We start from the raw sequence: 21487 nt of genomic DNA on the forward strand, positions 1-21487 counted from the left end.
GTTCAGCGCACGGTCTTTGCAGCCAATGCATACGCCAGTTGAGCGGAAAAAGCTGCGTTGTAGCTTTTGCTGAACGTCGATGACCTTACCAAAAACGGATTAGAAAAAGAGCGCTAACCCGGTCATGGAGACAATCAAGAAAAGCAACGTCATGATGCCGCCAGAACGAAGGAAGTCAACCACCCGGTAACCTGCAGGTCCCATAATTAGAGCATTCACCTGGTGGGTCGGGATCAAAAATGAATTGGACGTTGAAATTGCCACCGTCAAGGCAAACACAGCTGGGTTTCCTCCCGCTGATACCGCAATAGAAACAGCTAGCGGAACCAATAAAACAGTTGCGCCTACGTTGGACATAACCAGCGTGAACGCTGTAGCCAAAACTGCTATTCCAGCTTGCAACGACCATATTGGCCAACCTTTCAGGAAAGCTAGTACGTGCGCAGCGATCCAATCCGCGGTGCCGGTGTTTTGGACCGCCTGACCAAGCGGGATCAGAGAGGCGAGCAGAAAAACCGTGCTCCAGCTGATCGATTCATAGGCTTCATCAATCGACAGTACTCGGCTCAGCACCATCCCAATAGCACCGATCAACAGACACAAAGACAGACGCAAATCGGAGAAGAGGATCAAACTCAACGCTATGATAAAAAAGGCGACTGCCCAGCCGACTTTGTGCGGCCGCAATTCCTCCTGCGGAAAGTCCGAGGTTACTACAACAAAATCTCTGTCGGACTTTAGTCGGGTCAGCCGATCCCACTGTACATGGACGACACAAGTGTCCCCTGCCTGCAAAGGCACCTGCCCGATATGTGTGGCCGCATGATCCTCAGTTTCCACATGGCTTAAAGTTTCCTCGCCACGTTGAATAGCCAACAATGACAGCCCATGTGTTTGACGCAGACGAAGATCAATCGGGGTCTCACCAATAACCGAAGAGCCAGGCGGAATAACGACCTCTGCCACCCCTGATTGAGTTGCGGCAAAATCATCTGCAAATACATCCAGTTGCGGCAAAATTTCCAGTCCGTACGGTTCGGCAAACTCCCTCTGAACAACTCGACGCAGGCCAAGCACCGCCAATCGCGCTGGCGCCTCTATCTTGGTGTCAGCCATTGGTGCGATGACCTTGTGGCCTCGATAGGATGTGCCGAGGATATACATATGATGGGCGACCATCAGATCCGCGAGGGTCTGTCCGATGATGATTGAGCCTTCCGGAACTCGAACTTCGAACATATCCGCCCGAAGACCATACGTATTTTCAATATAAGCCTGCATGGATCGAGCTGAGCTGGCATCCTCTCCCCGTTCGCGGTGCGCAGGCAGAACCCAACGTCCGACCAGCACAAAGTAAAGTACTCCGGTCAAAACCAGCATCACGCCGATAGGTGTAACGGAGAATAAACCGAATGTTTCCATCTGCTGATCCGCGGGCAAAGACGCATTTGCCGAGACAATAAGGTCGTTCAAAAGGATTAATGGTGAAGAACCCACCAGAGTGATGGTGCCGCCAAGTATTGCGCAAAACCCCATGGGCATCAACAATCGGCTCATCGGGATTTCTGTACGCGCTGAGATACGGCTAACAACCGGTAGAAAAAGCGCTGCCGCCCCGACGTTCTGCATAAACGAGCTAATAATGCCGACAGTTGTTGAGACAATTGGAATAATACGTGCTTCTGTGGTCCCTCCATTTTTTAGGATCACGGCAGCAACTTTTGACATCAGTCCAGTCTTGTCGAGCCCCGCACCAAGAATCATAACCGCAATAATGGACATCACCGCGTTAGAGGAGAAGCCTTGAAAAAGTTCGGTAACATTGGCCAGATTTCCCAATCCAGGCAGATAACTCAGCGCGCCCAACAGTACCATCACAAGAACGGCCGCCACATCAATCCGCACGACTTCGGTTACGAAAAGTAAGACCGTGAACGACAGCAAGCTCAGCACTGCGATCATTTCATAGGTCAGTGTAGGTAATTCCATAGCGTACTCCTGACCTTACCCTAACCTACTGGGAGTAAATGCGAAGGACCAACTGTGCGCGGAAGATAAGGCCAAAAGCATTCTGACCGGTTTGCCCCAACCAATTGCTTAGCAGTTTCTGCAGTTCAGGACAGGGTAAGCCGCGCATGCGAACGCAGGTTTACCGCCGTATTCGCAGGCGCGCTCTGTTTCCGCCGAATGGAGACCGCAAACCCGGCAGGCACGTTCGAACGCGGATCGGAGCAACGCAGAGATTTTCTTCCGTTTGAGATCTGAAGCAGAAACGGATGCGACGCCAGTTTCCACTTTAAGAACAATGTGTTTCCAAGTGCACGGTGGACACATTTTTGACACAATGTCAGTCTGAAAATATTGGCGACGAACTTAAAAATTTTAGAAAGTACGACCTTTTCTATTGGCTTTATGGGGGACGTTTCGTCGGGTCGCCCTACGAGCGACCGCCTAATAATGCTGAAGTGTTACCCTACTGGATCCACAGAAGCTTCATTTAGTCCAACGCGGGGCTTGCGATGCAGAGGAAACGCTGATGCAAAAAATACTGACCCACTGCTACCTTGAAAGGCGTCGGATTGCGTTTGCGAGCTTCATGGCCTCATTGGCGGGTTTTGTTCTTTACTCGCACTTGGTCGGTACCGTTTTCGGATTGCCCTTCCCCGTATTTGCCGGACTGTTGTATATGGTTGTCGTCGGCTTCGCAGCGGCGCTAACAACCTTTATTTTCCCAAAGCTTCGCAGACTTGTCGATGGCATCGCATTTGCCCGCGTAAGTCTTGCAATCTCGGTTGTAGCTACACAGAATTATCAACTGGTAAAGGCACCATTGGCCAGCGCGATCACAGTAGTTTTAGGCGCCATTTTCTTATTGGCCATAGGCAGACGCATTGGGCGTCTTGCCCAGAAAGAAAGCGCACCGCAACTGTTAGTGGCGTTCGTTGCGCCAATTGGAGCTTTGTTGCACTGGCTCGACAACTCTGATGGGTATGCTGAAGCGGTCAATCCGGAGACTACTGGCGCATAATCGGCTCCTGCTAAATCTTAGTTTCCGATATATTCAGGATTTGACTTCAATCTTTGGGTAATGCGCAACTTGGAAGCTTTGCTTCTTTACTCTGACGCTTTGAGCTTCCTGCCACGCTGACAGCAGCTGCATTATGCTGCCCCGTGAAATGATACCAAGTTTCTGGATGTACTCGTTTTACGGAAGAAAAATTGCGCAGCAGGCCGAAACCCGCGCATTGAGTCTCAAGGCTATTGAATATCAGCCGCTGATAGGCAGTGATTGCATCAAGTTTCAGTACGTTGAGAGGTCGGATGCGATACCTGATCCTAACCGTAGCATCGTCTTTGGCTGCTTGCAGCAGCGCGCCAAAGGAAACAGTGACTCGACTATATCCTAATGAAACGGTCGAGCTTCGCGTGATGATCAACGAAACGGCGGACGCCCACGGCGTGCCGCGGAGCCTTGTTCACCGCGTGATCCAGCGGGAAAGCGATTACCGCCCCTACGCACGCAACGGTCCCTACTACGGTTTGATGCAAATCCTTCCAGCTACGGCGCGCCAAATGGGGTTTCAAGGCGAAGCCTCGGACCTATTGGACGCACAGACCAACCTTACCTATGCGGTAAAATACCTGCGTGGGGCTTGGATGGTTTCTGACGGAAGCGAACCCGAAGCTGTGATGTGGTACGCGCGTGGATATTATTACGAGGCACGGAACCGCTGTATGCTTGTGGACACTGGGCTTAGGGATACCGAGGTGCGAAAATACTGCGGCTGAGGGAATACCGAAGTTTCGGAATCAAAATACTTTCGGCTTCCGATTCCTCTGCAATGACCAATCCATTGCTCTTTTGTGTTTGCAGTCAGATCAGAAAGGCACCCAGCGCTTTCTATCAAGTGATATTGGAATTAGTTCTAAGCATTTTTGACAAGATCGATATACCTCAAGCACAATAATTCGGATCCTCAATTGGCCTGCTGTTGAGGGTTCAGAAGTGAGCGGCAACTTCGAAAACAGATTGGGATATTTTTGGATCAAAATTTTATGTTCTGGTTTCGAATTGGTTTAGTGTAGCATTTTGTCGCAGACTGTTGAAATTCGTCTGTAACAAAAACTCCACCTCGGGAACCAAGCAGGGATGGGAACATGGAAGAGCAACTAGCGGAACTAGCGGCGAAAGTCGCGGAACTGGAAGCAGCGGCTTCTGTAACGAACACAATGTTTGCAGAAACCTACTACTACCTAACAATACCTTTGATGGTTATCATACACGCCGGATTTTTGGCATACGAGATGGGTGCATCCCGTCAAAAAAACGTGCTTGCGTCGGGCATTAAGAACATTCTCGCATTCGCGTTTATGATGCCCACATTTTATTTCTTTGGGTGGTGGGTCTACTGGGGGTTCCCAACCGGCATCACGTTCTCAGAGGGCGCCATGGGCATTTCCGGAGCCGAGTACGCTGCATTCGCGTGGCCATGGACCGAAAGTGCAGGACCCAATCTGGATGATCAGGCGACAGGTGTGTTCTGGGGTGCTTTCGCACTTTTTGCAGCAACCACAGCGTCGATCTTCTCAGGCGCGGTAATCGAGCGAATTCAAGTTGTTGGATTTGTTATCCTTGCCGTTGTTCTGGGCTCGTTCGCATGGGTTGTTGCAGCAGCTTGGGGCTGGCACGCAGACGGATGGCTAGTAACCCAATGGGGAGTACACGACTTTGGCGCAGCGGGACTGGTACACGCCGTGGCAGGTTTCTTTGCCCTTGGCGTTTTGATCAATCTTGGCCCGAGAATTGGTAAATACAACGAAGACGGTTCGGCAAATCACATCGCAGGACACAACATGCCTTTCACCGTAACCGGCCTGATGCTGATTATCGTTGGATTCTGGGGTTTTCTGATGGCCTGTGTCATTGTCCCGGGTGAAGGGTGGAGCTGGTACGCGGATAAAGCGACAACAATCTACGGTACCCCGATGACTCTGTCTTCGTTGGCTTTCAACATTCTGATGGGTATGTCGGGTGGTATAATTGGCGCGTGGGCAATCGCTCGTGACCCATTCTTTATGATGTCAGGTGCCCTTGCCGGCATCATCGCCACGGCTTCGGGACTTGACGTCTATGATCCCTCGCTCGCGTTCGTAATGGGCGCCGCAGGCGGAGCACTGCTGAAACCTTGCTACAATTTCTTAGACAAACGCGGCATAGACGACGCTGTCGGTGCCGTAACTGTTCACGGTACGATTGGTCTGTTCGGTCTGATCATGTTTGGCATCTGGGGTTCAGGTCTTCCAGCCATCCAGGGTGACGGCGTTGCCACTGTGTCGCTTGTAGGTCAGCTCGTTGGCGCGGTTGTATTTTTCCTGTTGGGATTTGTGCCTGGGTACGTTGTCAGTTGGATCCTCAATGCACTAGGAATGCTGCGCGTGGCGGAAGAAGCAGAACTCGCAGGGCTCGATCTAACCAAAGTACCATTGCAGGCGTATCCGGAAGGCATTGTTCCTTCCGCGCCTGCTGCAGAATAAACATCTGAATTAGGAGACTGAAAAATGGGATTTGATCTAGCAAACGTCGATGAGATGACTGGCCCGATCTTCACAGGGGCAGGATCATCAATGTCGACTGTCTGGTTTCTTCTCGCCGTTTTGGTGTGCATTTACACTCTTTGGAGTGGCTACAAGCACGAGCATGACGCCTACAAGAAACTGAAAAAGTAACTTCAAGTAACTATCTAAAGGGCCGCCCAATTGGTGCGGCCCTTTTCAGACAGGACAGCCATGGATCGACGTCTTCCATTTCTAGATCTAGCAAGTCCGACCTTTTCAACGCGTTCTCAGGAAGTGCACACAGCGCGCCAGACAGCTTGGTGTGCCCGGACGCCGTTTGGTTATGCAGTTCTAAGACACCGCCAAGGCGGTATGATTTTGCGTGACCGGAGATTTCGTCAAGGCAGCCACTCCTGGCCGAACATGGTGGGGCTAAAGGGCAGTTTCGCCGAGTTTTGGAAACGCAGCGTTATATCGCTGGAAGGCGAAGAACATTCAGCATTGAGGAAAATTGCGCAGAATGCATTGGCGCAGGAACATATCGTTGCGCTGGAGCCTGATTTTGTCGAAATCGCAGAAACCTTGTGTGACAACCTTCTTAGTCATGAGCCTTTTGACATAATTGACGGTTTCACCGAACCGTTCGCAGGACAGGCAATTACAACACTATTAGGCCTGCCATTGCACATCTCCGAGCGCCTTGCAGCAGACGCAACCTGCCTAGGTCTCGCTATGGGGCCAGAGGCAATCAATTATCAGGCAGAGGTAAACGCGTCCGTAGACAGATTGACGAAAATGGCAAATCGGTTGCTCGATGCACCGCCAAGCGGCAGTTTTGTTGCCCGCCTAATTTCGGAAGACTATGAAGATCGTCAGGCGCTAATTGATTTGACGGTAATTTCGATCTTTGGCGGCGTGGATACTACTCGCGCGCAACTCGCTTTTGCCGCACATCTTTTTTCGCAACATCCAGAACAGTGGACCTGGTTGCGGAACAATCCGCAAGCGGTTTCAAACGCCATCGACGAAGTGATCAGAATGCGCCCGACAACGACTTGGGCGACCCGCGAAGCATTGGAAGATGTCACCATCGGTGATGTCATTATTCGCGCAGGGGAAACTGTGCACATTTTGGTTCATGCTTCTGCTACAGACCCTGAAACAGGCCATGATGGCAATTTTGATATTCGCGTCCGCCGAAAACCGCATTTTGGTTTCGGAGGGGGCGCTCATCATTGTTTGGGACACCTTGTCGCGCGAACAGACATGACGGCCGCGTTGAACGTCTGGCTACGTCGGTGGGAGGCTATCGAACTTGCAGAGGAACCAGTCTTTTTGCCTGACAGCGGCAACACTAGCCCCCTGACTATGTCTGTGATGCCAGTCTGGGCCAACTAGTCGTTTGCGGTTTTGTCTTCACGTCGATCGACCCAATGACGATACCACAGATCGAGTGGGCGCAGAAAATGCGGTCGTCCGCCGGAGTGGAACCAGCGAGAAGAAAACCGCGTATGCGTAAAAGCTGTTTCTCCTTCCGGCGAGCCCACAGCCCTAAGCGCAGCTTTTCTGCCCAACCATGGAGCTAAAACTGTTCCACCCCCGGAATACCCCAATGCATAGTGGACACCGTTCCGATCCCCTACATGCGGTAACTGATCAAAGGTGAAACCTGTGTTTCCTGTCCAAACGTGTGACAACTGAACATCTCGCAGCCCCGGCCAGATTTCGACCATTTTTTTGCGTAGGCGACGCGCGGCTTTGGTAAGATCGATATCCACAAGGGCTGCGCGGCCTCCGAATAATATTCGAGATCCGTCGGGTGACACTCGGAAGTAGCTGTGGTGCGTTCGAGTTTCCACCATCATGTGACGGCTTGGCGCCAATTCCTTTATCAATTCAGGTGACAACGGTTCTGTGGCAATGATGAAACTTGGCACCGGAAACACACGTTGATTAAACCATTGAAACTGTTGTCCCGTGTAGCCATTCGTAGCCAAAACGATCTTGTCGGCGGTGATTTCTCCATGCGGCGTTGAGACCCTCCACTTTGTTCCTGCGTTTTGGACACTAACTGCCGGACAATTTGAAACTACGGTGATTTTACGGCTCAATACAGCACTCAACAAACCGTGCAGGTATTTCGCCGGGTGCAACGCGCCGTGTTTGGGAAACCGGATGGCTCCTTTATAAAGTGGTGTGGCAATATAATTCGATAATTCATCGCGGCTCAGGATTTCACACGGCCCGCCACCTTTTTCAGAAATCTGCGCAGCCATCCTTTTTTGCGCCGCGAAATGATCAGATGTGTAAGCAAGTTGAACTCGCCCACATTCTTCGTAGTCGCAGGCGATTTTTTCGTTCCTAAGAAGTTTCTTGATCCAGCTCAGTGCATCTGCGGCCTCGGAAAACAGCGCGTCAGCAACGGATGGCCCGTATCGACTGGCCAGTGTATCCCAACCAATCCGCGGGTGTGCACCCAACATGCCTCCGTTTCGGGTCGAGGCCCCCTGCCCCGGCTGTCCACTGTCTATGACCAAAACCCGAGCACCTGAAGCATTAGCAGCGATGGCCGCAGACAGCCCCGTATATCCGGCGCCAATTATCAGAATTTCCGTTTGATTTGGCGGCCTTTCTCCAAGGGTTGGCCATGCCACATGATCCCACCAGTATGGACGTCCAGGTACAGCATCCGCTGTGAAGACCTTCAATCGTAGTTACCCTTCACTCGATCTTTCCCGGGATCGAAATGTGGAAACTTCACAACGCGAGCTTTTAATCGCTTTTGCTGGCCATCAAGTTGGCCAATTTCGATTTCCGTTCCAACGCCTGCGTGCGTCGTTACAACCCGGCCAAGCGCGATCACTTTTCCAAGAACTGGCGATTTTACTGCCGAGGTGATTTCACCTACCTGCGCCTTCCCAACGCGAACGCAATCACCGGGCGAAGGCACGGTGCCTCCTTCGATTTCAAATCCAACAAGTTTTCGATGCGGATGCGCCTTACGCTCCTCCAATGCGGCTCGGCCAATAAAATCGTCCTCTTTTGTCTTTAATGGCACAGTAAAGCCAATACCGGCCTCGAACGGGTCTGTTGTGTCGTCAAATTCGCTGCCTGCGAAAATCAATCCGGCTTCGATCCGCATCATGTCCAACGCGGCAAGGCCCAAAGGCGCTATGCCATATTCCTGACCAGCATCCCAAACTGCGTCGAATACTTCGACCGCATCCTTTGGGTGGCAGAATATCTCGTACCCCAACTCGCCCGAATAACCGGTTCGCGAAATCACAACCGCCGTTCCCGCGTAATCGCCGATGCGGGCAATAGTCATTCGAAACCAGGGCAACTCCTCAACGGACGGTTGGGTTGGCGGCGTCCAAAAAATTTTCCTCAGGATATCCTTTGAATGGCGCCCTTGGACTGCAATGTTATGGAGCTGGTCTGTAGACGGCCGCACCCACGCATTTAAACCTCGCTTAACGGCTTGCTCTTTGAGCCATAGACCGCTTGTGTCATTGCCCCCTATCCAACGAAAATTGTTGTCCCCCAACCGATAAATTGTGCCATCGTCAATCATTCCACCATGCTCGTAGCACATGGCGGTATAGCTCACCTGTCCGACGCTGATTTTCTTGACATTACGCGTAACACAGGCCTGCATCAGCTCTTCGGCATCTGGGCCTGTTACTTCGTATTTCCGCAGCGGCGACAAATCCATTACCGCTGCCTTTTCGCGTACGGCCCAGTACTCCGCTATACTCCCAAGCTTGGGAAAGGTATTCGCTAACCAATAGCCATTATACTCGACGAAGTCTTCTGTGTGGCGCGCAAAGCAATCATGAAACGCGGTTTTCTTTGTCTCTTCCACATCCGCCTCCGCAGACTTTCTATAACCAACGGATCTCTTGAAATCCTCGGTTGCCTTATATGTGCGGACCTGGATATCCGTCGGGTTCCATCCATTTGCTGGATCGACATCACAAGGGCACGCCGTGCTTACACAAACCAAATCAGACAATGCGCGCAGCAACACATAGTCGCCGGGGCGCGACCATGGATCGTCCATCCCGATGGCGTTGGTGTCATCAAGCATTGTATTGAAAAAGAAGTTTATTGCCGGCCAGCCGCCGCGGGGTCGAACGTTGAACTTTGCCAAATCCGCATTCATGTTGTCCGAGCAGTTGATATGCCCCGGATAGCCGAGGTCTTCATAGTAGCGGGCGGTACACGCCAGACCGAAGGTGTCATGCCGGCCGCAGGTGTCTTGCACGATCTCAACAAGCGGTTCCTGATCAACTGACCAATACTTAGAAAAGATGCCCGGGTTCGGATATAGGCTTCCCATCAAGCTGCGGGTTGTCGTCGGATCGATCTCGCGCTCGAGGCCGTCGTCGAGTGCGCGCAGCGAGAACGCCTGAAAATCCGAGCACTCCCTTCCTTTTACATCAAGTATTTGAATATACTGACCCTTTTTGACCTCATAGGCCGTTGCGTTCCCCGGCTGAATATTGAGATCTTGCAGCGGGTCGGCGAGTGGTTCGGGTGGACCCAATACGCCTTTGGCCTGTTTTGGGTCGGCCCGCCGGATATATAGAACAAGCTCAGTAGGTGCGTTCTGTTTTTCTGGGCTCATCGGTTTGCCCGGAGCGGCGCAAATCAACAAACCATCGCATTCCGCTGTAAAGTTTGTCGTATCACCCGGCTTGGATCCTTCGGAAAAAACGCCGATAGCATCGCCAGTTTCAATCGAGAAACCCGATGCAGACAGTGCTTTCAATACTTTAGCGCCTGATCGTGAACTGTTTGCCAAGGTTTCGATTGTTGCGGTGGGCCGCCCTTTACCGATTGCCCCAAGCATTGTCGCATCCGAAGTTCGGTCGGGTGCGAAAAACACGAGTTCACCTTGCTGTAAGCCTTCTTTGTCGACAACACTGATCTCATCCCCGCGAAAAACCGGAATAGCTCGTGACCCACCTCCGGGCACCGGATGACGTTCGACACCGTGTGGCAAGATCGGCAGGCCAGGAGAAACGATCCCACGCCTTTCCCAGGGATGCTCGATAAACTCAGGTTTGTTCATATCATCATCCGAGCCCCAACATCTTTTTGCGTTTTTCGGCCCAGGCCATAACCGCAAGATCAAATGTCAGGGCCATGAATGCCACGTTTAGACCCAGTACAATGTTCTTGCCAAGCTCTGTCCCCGCAAGCGTCCTCTGCAATTCCTGGCCGAGATCCTGGGTGCCAATAAACGCCGCGATGATCACCATAAAGAAGGCGAACATAATTGCTTGGTTAAATCCTACAGCCATAGTCGGCAACGCCATCGGCAACTGTACTGACCACAACTTTTGTCTGCGCGTTGCCCCTGACATGTCGGCTGCCTCGGTGATTTCCGGGGGTACAGTGCGAAGTCCCTCGATCGTATAACGCGTCAATGGGACGGTTGTGAAAATCACAATTGCAAAAACGACGGCAACATCATTCACGCCAAACAACATAATGGCCGGAATGAGATAGATGAAGCTCGGAAATGTTTGCGCCGTATCGCAGGCCAGCAGAATACGGTTCGACCATTTCGCTGAACGAGCAGCGAAAATACCAAGCGGAATGCCCACAAGCATCGATATTATTACGGCGGAAATGACTGTATAGAGTGTGATAACTGATCGGTCCCACCAACCTGAAAAGGCGACTAATGTAAAGAAAACAAAGGCATAGATTGCGGGCCGTTTGCCGCCCAGCCAATACGCCAGTGCCGTGACCAGCAAGATAAATGCGGGTGTTGGAATCCACAGAAGTGAATTCCTGAACGGTATCAGAACTTTGACGTTAAGAAACCATCGCAACCATTCTGTCACCGCATTCACGGCATCAATCGCCAGAAAACTTTTAATGGCAACGTCAATCTCTTTGCCTTTTGAGAAAGACTGCCGTCGACCAATTTCCGCAAAGACATCAACGAATTGCGAAACAATACAAAAAAACGAAAAAACTGCTAGGCCGATCAAAAGATATGCGTGTTGCTTCCACCAAGGCGTGCCTTTCTCAAAGTGTATTGGTTGTTTAACCACCCACGCTTTTGACAGTCGGTCCAGCATAATTGCGAACAAAACTATAGTCACGCCTATCTCGAAAGAACGGCCTAGCTTGAAGCTGCCCATCATAGCTAGCAGCTTTGCGCCAAGCCCGGGCATCCCAATGAAGGCTGTAAGAACGACCATAGCAAGGCAAAGCATAATCACCTGGTTAACACCGACCAAAATTTCGGTCCGTGCAGCTGGCAAATAGACGCGTGTCAGCATTTGCCAACGGGTACACCCTGACATCTTACCCGCCTCGACAACTTCTGGGCTTACTTTCTTAAGACCAAGTGTCGTCATCAGTATCATGGGCGGCATGGCGTAAATGATCGTTGCTACCGCACCTGCCGTCGGCCCAACTTTGAAGAAAATTACAGCCGGCAGCAGATAAGTGAAAAATGGAAGCGTTTGCAGCACGCTCAGGATCGGTTTGATCACTGTGTCTACCCGGACGTATTTCCAGGCAGCTATACCCAAAAGAAGACCAATCAAAAACGCAATCGGTGCAGCGACAACCAGCACTGACATCGTTTGCATCGCGATGTCCCACTGTCCGATCAGGGCGGTCCAGACAAATGTGCCGCCTGCGAGAACGGCGAGCCTCCAACCGCCAAGGTAATAACCAAGCACTGCCGCTGCACCCGCGATCGCTGTCCAAGGGATTGGTCCCAGCATCGGCCAACGGCGCTTGCCATAAAGCAAGTTTGCGGTCGCATCCAAGAAAAACTCAAGTGGTCCCTCTGCGATAAACCTAGTGACATAGATAAGGCCCAAGTCATTCTGAACAAATGCGAATACCGCATCAAGGGCTTCGGCAGTTGGCGGGATCATCGTCTCTGGTATTCGTTGCAACCAAGGTGGGAGTACACCAAACGCATGCGCCACCATAAGAACGACCGCTGTTCCGACCAGAGTCAGCAAGACCGGATTCCTGCCAACACCGGCGTGGGCGCGCCCGCCGACGTCGGAGGCGTGGGTTACGGCCATCAGCCAGCCCCTAACAGCAGATCGAGAGCTTCGGATCTATGCATGACACCGATCACTTTTCCGGACTTATCAGCGACAGGAATTGCTTCGCGTGTTTCATTCACCAGTTGCCGGGCCAGATCCTGAATCGTCGCTTTTGCGTCCACGGCATTTCCTTCCAGCGTCATGCCGTTGACAGGTCTTGATAAGCCGCGCGCATGAACAACGCGGGCCTTGTCGATATCTTCCGTGAACTTCCTGACATACTCGGTCGCCGGGCTCATAACTATCGCATCCGGCGTATCGCATTGTTCGATAGCGCCATCTTTCATGATTGCAATGCGGTCCGCCAGCCGAAGCGCTTCGTCAAAGTCATGTGTGATAAAGACAATCGTCTTACCCAGCATCTCTTGCAGCCTCAGGAACTCATCCTGCATTTCACGGCGAATAAGCGGATCTAACGCCGAGAACGGCTCGTCCAGAAACCAGATGTCCGGCTCGATCGCGAGTGATCGCGCTATACCTACGCGTTGCTGCTGTCCTCCTGAAAGTTCCCGGGGGAAATAGTCTTCCCGTCCTTCAAGTCCGACTAAACGCACAACTTCCAGCGCCCGCTCGCGTCTTGTGTATTTGTCCTGTCCACGCATCTCCAATGGGAACGCGACATTTTCCAAAACTGTACGATGCGGCAGCAGACCGAACGACTGAAACACCATCCCCATCTTTGAACGGCGCAGTTCTATCAGATCTTTTTCTGCCAAAGACATGATATCCTGACCATCGACTTCGATGGTTCCGCTGGTAATGTCGTGTAACCTGGAAAAACACCTAACAAGCGTTGATTTTCCCGAACCAGAGAGGCCCATGATGACAAGCATCTCGCCTTGACTCACATCTACAGATACATCCTTTACCCCAGCGATATATCCATCAGCACGAATGTCATCGAAGCTGTGATTTTCCGGCATCGTACGCAGGTACTTTTCCGGATGCGCACCGAAAAGCTTCCAAACACTTCTGGCCGAAATTACCGGAGCCATGCCAATCCCCTGTCATCAGGTCACCCGCCCCGCATGGTCTCGCGGGACGGGCATGTTTGTCAAATCACGCAAGGATCAGCCTGAGCACTCATTAATCCAGGGATCGACGATTCCACGATTTGCAGACAGCCATTCAACCGCTGCATCCTCTGGCTCCAACTCGTCTGTGTCTACCAGTTTAGCCATTTCAGCGATCTGAGGATTAGTGAAAGAAATCTTCGTCAAAACGCAATAAGCTGTTGGCCACTTGTCTTTCATACCATCCCAGGCAGCCTTTTTCAGGTAGCCGGTCGCGGGGTTGCCGCAGTCGTAAAGAGCATCTGGGTTAGGTCCAACCGACGGATCGGTGTCACACCCATCCTCCCATGCAGGAAACTCGACAAACTCGCCCGGCCACACTGCTTCGGCAAAGTTAGGCGTCCAGTTGAATACAACGACCGGTTTCTTTTCAGCCTCTGCCGCACCGATTTCAGCCCAGAGAGCCGCCGCAGAACCCGCGTTTACAACAACAAAGTCCATGCCCAGCGCCTCGACGCGCTCTTGCCCGTGTTTCAGCCAGTCCACCGGACCGTCCAAATAACGACCTTTGTCGCCCGTCTCAGCTGTTGCAAATACAGCAGCGCAGTCGTTCAACGCTTTCCAGTCCGGCAGACCAGGACAAGCATCTTTGGTCCACATTGGATACCACCAATCTTCGCGGGTTACCGCGTCGTGGTCGCCAGCATCGTGCAGCCCGCCCTTGGATAAAGCCTCACGGAAGGAAGCACCGAATGCGCCTTCCCATACTTCCAGCTCCAACGCGACATCGCCCAGACGAACCGACTCGTATACGGCTTGGCTGTCAGTGGTTACGTATTCGACATTCAGATCCATTTCCTCAAACATCTGGCCGACCACGTTCGACATCACAATCTGGCTTGACCAGTTGTGGATCGGGATCACGATCGGATCATCGCTGTCAGCCGCATTTGCGGCGACACCCATAAATGCGACGGCGCTTGCAGAGGCTAATAAAGTCAGTTTTTTCATCTTCATTCTCCCAGTTGCTTTTGACGAAGCCTGCACGCCCTTACAGGCGAGAGTTCATTCGCCCATTTCAAGTCTTCAGGTAGTCCTCAAGACTGTCGTCCAGCGCATCCTTCCATACCGTGTGGTGCGGGGGCGCTTTTGTACCGGTCATCGGACTTGTGTAGCCATGATCCCGGAATTCCATTATCCCTTTCTTCTTGTGCTTCTTCCATTCGTAGAAGGCTTGATTAGCTGCTTCGATATCAAATGACGGATAGTCGGTTTCGTCGATCAGTTCACCGGTATAAGCGCCCTGATAGGCTATGCAGGCATAGTCATCTTCCAGAGCATCTTCGTCGGCCTGCCGCTTTTGCCAATCCGCCTCCATTACTTCGGCATCCGGTAATGCAATGCGGTCCAAAATCACATCGCGCACCCACCAGGCCTGCGCGTCAAACATATTGAATGTGTACCACTGATCTTGCATCCCCAGATAAAAGAGGTCCGGGTTCCCAGTGTATACAACACCCTTATAAAGGTCGTTTGCAGCCAACCGATTGGCTGTCTTCAACCGCAGGTCATCGGGCAGAAACGGGAAATGGTGTTTATATCCGGTGCACAATATGATCGCGTCAACTTCACGGGAAGTCCCATCAATAAAGTGGGCCGTTTTGCCTTCCACTTTCTCTAGTTTTGGAACCTCTTTCCAGTTGTCGGGCCAGTTGTATCCCATTGGCGCGGTCCGGTGGGCAACGGTTACCGAGTTGCACCCGTATTTCCAACACTGCGATCCGATGTCTTCTGCCGAATATGACGTGCCAAGGATCAATATATCCTTGTCTTTAAACTCCACCGCATCCCTGAAGTCATGCGCGTGCAAGATGCGGCCCTTGTAGGACTCGAAACCTGGATAATAGGGGACATTCGGAAAACTGAAGTGCCCAGAAGCTACAATCACATGATCAAAGACGCTGCGGTCTTCGGTATCGGTCTCTGCATCACGAACAGTAACCTCAAACCCATTGTCGACCGCGCGGACGTCCCGTACTACGGTATTGAATTTTATGTACTTCCGAACATCTGCTTTGTTAACTCGGCCTTCGATGTAATCGAAAAGAACAGCCCGCGGCGGATAGGATGCAATGGGTTTTCCAAAGTGTTCCTCAAAGGTGTAGTCAGCGAATTCCAGCCCTTCTTTCGGTCCATTTGACCACAGGTACCGGTACATTGAACCATGACAGGGGTTGCTGTGTTCATCCAGTCCGGTGCGCCAAGTATATCGCCAAAGCCCACCCCAATCTGCCTGCTTTTCATAACAAACAATCTCTGGAATTTCCGCGCCTTTTTCGGCCGCCGATTGAAAAGCACGCAATTGTGCAAGCCCTGACGGACCTGCTCCGATAATACAGATGCGTTTTGTCATTCTATCCCCTCGACAATTGTCTGAACACTGCTTGATGCGGACATCCGAAGAGCCTTTGCTTCCTCGTAGTCCTCTGAATGGTACCAGTCCTTTGCTGCTTGATAGCTGGGAAAACGGATTACGACGTGCCGATCGCCGGGCGGCGTGCCTTCGTAGCTTTCACTGCGACCGCCACGGACCAAAAATTCACCACCGAATTTTTTTATAATCGGCTGAACCATAGCGACGTAGGAAGGATACGTTTCCGCGTCAGTTACACATATTTGTGCGATTACGTACCCCGGCGCCATATCAGCTCACCTCCGTTTCCATAGAGCTGGCATTCCAATCCGGTTCAAACCCCAAAACTTCGGTGTCGGCGGGTAGGGCCGGATTGAACAAGCGGTTGTGCGCCATAGTCGCTTGATACAGCGGATTGTGGGGCGCCAGCCGCCAAACCTTGCACGACAGATCAAACATCTGCATATACGCCTCAAAACGCAGTCGTACATTTTCTGCTTCGCGTATAGATGCCGCCCCCGGTGATCCCGGCGGAAAAGTCGCTGTCAGGATGTCAGAAAACTCCGACGCTTTTTGATAGTATGTCGCGGAAAAGAACCTAATCGCCTGATCTCGGCGCTGCGCTGGGTCATTTGTTTTTTTGGCCATATGAAGCAGTTCTGGCGTGACCGAATACCCCGGAGATTTGTTCAGCAAAGTAATTATATGCCCAAGCGGTTGATCTTGGTGCGGCAAGAACAATGCCGGTTTAATCGCATCGTCCGGGCGTCCCTGATTATCCCTCATGGCCATTTGACGCACTCGGCACTGCCATTTCAAAAATGACAATCGCAAGGGCGACGGGGAATAACTTTCTCCCAAGACAGAACCCAGTGAACTCATGCGACGTCTTTCTCTTTTGAATCCGCTAATTGATAGGGCCGATCGTGGCGCAAACTGGGTACTCTCGCCGCAGTCGCCTGGACCAGATCAAGATCCAACTGCGCGTGTATTACACCCGGTATATCACCGCCATCGGCAAGGATTTCGCCCCAAGGGTTGATGACAAGGGAATGCCCATAGCTGGCACCGCCCCCTGGTACCGGACCGACGGCGCAAGGCGATACGACGAACGCGGTATTTTCGATGGCACGTGCGCGATTGAGAACGTGCCAATGCGCCTGTCCGGTCGTTTTGGTAAAGGCCGCAGGGCAACACAGGATTTCTGCTCCAGCATGAGCAAGATCTCTGAATAACCCGGGAAACCGAAGGTCATAACAAATCGTATGACCTACTTTGCACAAGGCAGTGTCGTAGATACGGGCTCGGCTGCCTGGAGCTACAGTATCGCTTTCGCGATAAACGGCGTCTTCGGAAAGGTCGACATCAAACAAGTGGATCTTGTCGTAAGACCCTAAGATATCACCTTTTGGGTCAACCATATAACCACGGTTGATAATCTTACCGTCGGATCCGTTGATTGCGACAGACCCGATGTTCACCCATACTTGCCTCTCTGCCGCAAAGCTGCGCAATTGAGACAGAACAAGGTGCACGTGTTCCGCCTGAGATGGTGGACACAACCGGACACCGTCAGAATTTAGTCCACCGCAATACTCTGGCAGGAATAACATTTGCGCGCCCGCCAAAACTGCCGCCTCAGCCATCGGCAGGACCTCGGCCAGGGCGCTCTCCATAGTCGGCATAGGCCGGGTTTGGAGGCAGGCGATATTGAGCGGACGCGGCATGGATTAGAACTTTTTGTATGCCTTTCTGAGCATGACCAAAGGGTGTCGGTCGGACATTTGGAACTTTAGCAGAAGCTCGCGCGCAATCATGTCACGGTCCTGTTGGTTGTCCGGCAGTTCGATGCTGTCCGGTATCCGAACCCATCCGTTAATGTTTCGGTCAAAGACGGCAGGTTTACCCTCTTCGTAGCCCATGTGAATGTCTTCGAGCCAATTCAGGTCATCCCAACCCATGAACTCCATATAGCTCTTCAGGAAAGGTGTGATCCGGCTGTAGTCCGGCACAAGATTCACGTCATATCGATAGCCAATGTGCTGACCTATTTCCTTCTCACGCTCAGATTCCAAGCCTTGTGCATCATTGATGAACTGGTCGACGTCTTTTATTTCAGACCCGCGGTACTGTGTTCCGGCCATAACTCAGGTCTCCTTACAGATGGTGGTAATCTTCAACGCCGACAGTGTGGCTTGTGCCAGCCAACGGAACTCCCGCCATTGCTGACGCTTCCATTGTCAGCGCGGCCAGATCTTCCGGCTCCAACGAATGCAGATGCGTCTTACCGCAGGCACGAGCAAACAACTGAGCCTCGATAGTCAGCGTATGGAGGAAGTTGTAGACGCGCTCTGCCGCTTCGTCGGGATCAAGACGCTGGCGCAAAATAGGGTCTTGGGTCGCCACGCCAACCGGGCAACGGCCCGTATGACAGTGGTAGCAATAGCCCGGCTCCGCCCCTATCTCTTCGGGATAGTTGGCCTCCGGGATGTCTTTGTTGCAGTTAAGCGCCATCATAGCAGAATGTCCGATGGCGATCGCGTCGGCACCAAGCGCAATTGCCTTTGCTACATCAGCGCCATTTCGAATACCACCGGCGTAAATCAATGTGATGTCGCCCCGCTTTCCTAGGTCGTCTATCGCCTTGCGTGCTTGGCGGATAGCCGCCATCCCGGGAACGCCAGTATCTTCTGTTGCAAGGTGCGGACCTGCGCCCGTGCCACCTTCCATGCCGTCGATATAAATCGAGTCCGGATCACATTTCACGGCCATGCGCACATCATCGTACACTCGGGCAGCTCCGAGTTTCAGTTGGATCGGGATTTGCCAATCTGTTGCTTCTCGGATCTCCTGAATTTTCAGCGCCAAATCGTCGGGACCCAGCCAATCGGGGTGGCGAGCTGGTGACCGCTGGTCAATACCAGCTGGCAAAGAGCGCATCTCGGCAACCTGGTCGGTCACCTTCTGGCCCATTAGGTGGCCCCCAAGACCGACTTTACAGCCCTGTCCGATGAAGAACTCGCAGCCATCTGCAAGTACCAAATGATGGGGATTAAACCCGTAGCGCGACTGAATACACTGGTAGAACCATTTTGAGGAATACCGACGTTCGTCGGGAATCATACCGCCTTCGCCAGAACAGGTTGCTGTGCCCGCCATTGTGGCGCCTCGCGCCAGCGCAGTTTTCGCCTCATAGGACAACGCACCAAAGCTCATTCCTGTTATGTAGACGGGGATATCCAATTCCAGCGGCCGCTTTGCGCGTGGACCTATTACTGTTTTGGTTTCACATTTCTCCCGGTAACCTTCGATAACAAAACGCGTCAAAGTCCCGGGCAGAAAAGTCAGATCATCCCAGTGAGGTATTTTTTTAAACAGCGAGAAACCCCGCATTCTATACCTGCCGAGTTCGGATTTGATGTGAATGTCATCCATGACCCGCGGCGGAAAAATAAAACTATCTCCGATACGGTTGACGTCACGGTCCAAAAGCTTCTTGGTTGGCGGGTTTCCATCTGCCATATGTTTTTCCTTTCAAAGGGTTATCGGGCATCCCTGAATCTTAGGGCCGTCCCTCAGAGGATGAGCTTTTTCTCATTCGGTTCGAGATTGTCGTAGTTCCAGAGCTGTTTGCCCGCGACAACTTTGGTGAAATGATCGACGCCGTTTTCTGGCATCAACCCGTATTGGGTCAGCTTTCTGGTCAACCACGCTTTATCCAAATCAGTCAGTTCAGCCTCAACCGCATCAACGCCCAAAGACTGAATATCTCCCCCGATATAGATCGTACCGTCGTACATCGAGTCACCAAGGTTCTTACCAGCATTACCGCAAACAACCATGCGGCCACGCTGCATCATGAAACCCGAAAGCGCACCGGTGTCGCCGCCCACGATTATCGTCCCGCCCTTCATGTCGATGCCAGTCCGTGATCCAACGGAACCGCGACAAACAAGGTCACCTCCGCGGATGGCCGCCCCGAATGTGGATCCCGCGTTTTTCTCAACGATTACTGTGCCGGACATCATGTTCTCGCCACAAGACCAACCTACACGCCCATTGATACGCACGTTCGGCCCGTCGATCAGACCAACGGCAAAGTACCCTGTTGAACCTTCAATAATCAGGTTGAGCTTGTTCAAAATGCCGACCCCAAGGCTATGCATGCCGCGAGGGTTTTTGACTACGATCGAGCCAAAGCCCTCCTCCATCAAAGAGCGAATATTCGCGTTGACCTCAGTCGCCGTCATCTCGTCGCAATCAAGTTCTGTACGCTTGTTGAAATCGACGTCCGGCGCCCAAGGATATGCGAAGCGTTCTGTCGCATCCGGATCAAATTCAATGTACATGGACCGCCCAGTAAGCTGATCCGTTGTCATGCCCAAAGCTTTGACCCGTTCTTCTTGGGTCATTCCCTTTAGGTCTGTATCGCTTACGCTTGCCATACGCGAACCTCCTCATCATAGGGATCGGTAGTGTCTATTTCATGAGGCAGGATCGCTCGGATCGCGACCTCTTCAGAAGCCATGGCGATCAGGTCATCGCTTTCGTAAAGAACCAACGGTTTGGCCGCCATGGTATCCTTGGCCATACCTAATTGATCCTTGGTGCAAACAAGGTAGGTAAAGACTCCATCGATCTCATCAATCGAACGCCTGAGGCTTTCTTCAAGAGTGACACCGTTTGCAAGATTGTGTGCCGTGTAGACTGCCAGCAATTCGCTGTCACAGTTCGACATGAAACGATGACCTTTCCGTTCCATCTCGCGACGCATTATCCAATAATTCGTAATTTGCCCATTATGGACAACCGAGACGTCGTTGTATGGGAAGGCCCAATAAGGATGCGCTGATTTGATATCTACGTCGGACTCCGTAGCCATCCTCGTGTGACCGATACCGTGCGTGCCCCGAAAGTCATCCAAGCCGTAAGCCTCGGCAACCACTGACGCATCGCCCAGGTCTTTGATCAACTCCAGACCATTTCCAAGCGAGAGTATCTCAACATCATCGATCTCTTCGATGTGCTCAGCCATCTCACCAGTATTTCCATCATGCGTCAAAACATAGCGCAAGGCATAAGGACGAACTCGTTCCTTTTGCTTCACGTTCGCACCATGCTCTTCAAGGATGGCATCAACCTTGGCCAACCGTTCTTCCAGAACGTCGTGAATGCCGCGTCCACGATCCATGTCCTCGGCTTCAGCTATCTTAACCCGCATGACATAGTCTTCCGCGTTCTCCCGATAGACCGCATAACCGGTTGAGTCTGGTCCCCGATGCTTCAGGGACTGAAGCATCGCTGTCATCTCACCGCCAACATTCGACGCTCCTTTGAGATGAATTAATCCAACAATTCCGCACATTTGATCTGCGCTCCTCCTGCGAATTCTTCAATCTGGCGTAATTCGATCA

General features: G+C 52.1%; 19 protein-coding genes. 5 read left to right on the forward strand and 14 right to left on the reverse strand.

All coding sequences use genetic code 11. From position 1 onward, the window contains the following. Nucleotides 1-99: 99 nt before the first annotated feature. Nucleotides 100-1989: an SLC13 family permease gene (locus tag GOV45_RS08880; RefSeq protein WP_170476500.1), complete on the reverse strand. Its 1890-nt coding sequence runs from the start codon at nt 1987-1989 to the stop codon at nt 100-102. A gap of 547 nt (nt 1990-2536) precedes the next feature. Here GOV45_RS08880 and GOV45_RS08885 point away from each other — a divergent pair. The 5 genes from GOV45_RS08885 (at nt 2537) to GOV45_RS08905 (ending at nt 6954) form a co-directional block, all read left to right on the forward strand. Beyond that, nucleotides 2537-3028, forward strand: a complete 492-nt coding sequence (locus GOV45_RS08885) for a hypothetical protein (protein WP_170476502.1) — start codon at nt 2537-2539, stop codon at nt 3026-3028. Nucleotides 3029-3321: 293 nt separating this feature from the next. Then, complete coding sequence (locus GOV45_RS08890; protein WP_170476504.1) at nt 3322-3789, forward strand: lytic transglycosylase domain-containing protein; 468 nt, start codon at nt 3322-3324, stop codon at nt 3787-3789. Nucleotides 3790-4158: 369 nt separating this feature from the next. After that, nucleotides 4159-5535 carry an ammonium transporter gene (locus GOV45_RS08895; RefSeq protein ID WP_170476505.1) on the forward strand — a complete coding sequence of 459 codons (1377 nt, stop codon included), beginning with the start codon at nt 4159-4161 and terminating at the stop codon, nt 5533-5535. A 24-nt stretch (nt 5536-5559) separates the two neighbouring features. Then, nucleotides 5560-5727 (forward strand): hypothetical protein, encoded by a 168-nt coding sequence (locus tag GOV45_RS08900; protein WP_170476507.1) that lies wholly within the window; start codon nt 5560-5562, stop codon nt 5725-5727. A gap of 60 nt (nt 5728-5787) precedes the next feature. Beyond that, nucleotides 5788-6954 (forward strand): cytochrome P450, encoded by a 1167-nt coding sequence (locus GOV45_RS08905; protein WP_170476509.1) that lies wholly within the window; start codon nt 5788-5790, stop codon nt 6952-6954. Here the strand turns inward: GOV45_RS08905 and GOV45_RS08910 are convergent. The 13 genes from GOV45_RS08910 to GOV45_RS08970 form a co-directional block, all read right to left on the reverse strand. Next, complete coding sequence (locus GOV45_RS08910) at nt 6951-8264, reverse strand: NAD(P)/FAD-dependent oxidoreductase (protein WP_170476511.1); 1314 nt, start codon at nt 8262-8264, stop codon at nt 6951-6953. The two genes, GOV45_RS08905 and GOV45_RS08910, sit on opposite strands and share 4 nt — an antisense overlap. After that, nucleotides 8261-10633: a DUF1989 domain-containing protein gene (locus tag GOV45_RS08915; RefSeq protein ID WP_170476513.1), complete on the reverse strand. Its 2373-nt coding sequence runs from the start codon at nt 10631-10633 to the stop codon at nt 8261-8263. Before GOV45_RS08915 ends, GOV45_RS08910 begins: the two co-directional genes overlap by 4 nt. Nucleotides 10634-10637: 4 nt before the next feature. After that, entirely contained in the window at nt 10638-12623 is a 1986-nt protein-coding gene (locus GOV45_RS08920; protein WP_170476515.1) for an ABC transporter permease, read from the reverse strand. Next, nucleotides 12623-13642: a quaternary amine ABC transporter ATP-binding protein gene (locus tag GOV45_RS08925; protein WP_170476517.1), complete on the reverse strand. Its 1020-nt coding sequence runs from the start codon at nt 13640-13642 to the stop codon at nt 12623-12625. Before GOV45_RS08925 ends, GOV45_RS08920 begins: the two co-directional genes overlap by 1 nt. A gap of 75 nt (nt 13643-13717) precedes the next feature. After that, complete coding sequence (locus tag GOV45_RS08930; protein ID WP_170476519.1) at nt 13718-14671, reverse strand: ABC transporter substrate-binding protein; 954 nt, start codon at nt 14669-14671, stop codon at nt 13718-13720. Between the two features lie 67 nt (nt 14672-14738). Further along, a complete protein-coding gene (locus GOV45_RS08935; RefSeq protein WP_170476521.1) occupies nt 14739-16073 on the reverse strand; it encodes an NAD(P)-binding domain-containing protein in 1335 nt (444 codons plus the stop codon). Then, nucleotides 16070-16363 carry a DUF1330 domain-containing protein gene (locus GOV45_RS08940; protein ID WP_170476523.1) on the reverse strand — a complete coding sequence of 98 codons (294 nt, stop codon included), beginning with the start codon at nt 16361-16363 and terminating at the stop codon, nt 16070-16072. The genes GOV45_RS08935 and GOV45_RS08940 overlap by 4 nt, the downstream gene beginning before the upstream one ends. Before the next feature lies 1 nt (nt 16364). Next, nucleotides 16365-16859 (reverse strand): hypothetical protein, encoded by a 495-nt coding sequence (locus GOV45_RS08945; protein WP_254447947.1) that lies wholly within the window; start codon nt 16857-16859, stop codon nt 16365-16367. Nucleotides 16860-16951: 92 nt separating this feature from the next. Further along, entirely contained in the window at nt 16952-17800 is an 849-nt protein-coding gene (locus GOV45_RS08950) for a carbon-nitrogen hydrolase family protein (RefSeq protein ID WP_170476526.1), read from the reverse strand. 3 nt (nt 17801-17803) lie between these two features. Then, nucleotides 17804-18217 (reverse strand): hypothetical protein, encoded by a 414-nt coding sequence (locus GOV45_RS08955; RefSeq protein ID WP_170476528.1) that lies wholly within the window; start codon nt 18215-18217, stop codon nt 17804-17806. A 13-nt stretch (nt 18218-18230) separates the two neighbouring features. After that, nucleotides 18231-19595, reverse strand: a complete 1365-nt coding sequence (locus tag GOV45_RS08960; RefSeq protein ID WP_170476530.1) for an FMN-binding glutamate synthase family protein — start codon at nt 19593-19595, stop codon at nt 18231-18233. Nucleotides 19596-19648: 53 nt separating this feature from the next. Continuing rightward, complete coding sequence (locus GOV45_RS08965; RefSeq protein WP_170476532.1) at nt 19649-20518, reverse strand: GXGXG motif-containing protein; 870 nt, start codon at nt 20516-20518, stop codon at nt 19649-19651. Further along, nucleotides 20506-21438 carry a glutamine amidotransferase gene (locus GOV45_RS08970; protein WP_170476534.1) on the reverse strand — a complete coding sequence of 311 codons (933 nt, stop codon included), beginning with the start codon at nt 21436-21438 and terminating at the stop codon, nt 20506-20508. The genes GOV45_RS08965 and GOV45_RS08970 overlap by 13 nt, the downstream gene beginning before the upstream one ends. Nucleotides 21439-21487 lie beyond the last annotated feature (49 nt).

Origin of the sequence: Ruegeria arenilitoris (genome assembly GCF_013035425.1) — a bacterium.
GTDB classification, from domain to species: Bacteria; Pseudomonadota; Alphaproteobacteria; order Rhodobacterales; family Rhodobacteraceae; genus Ruegeria; species Ruegeria arenilitoris_A.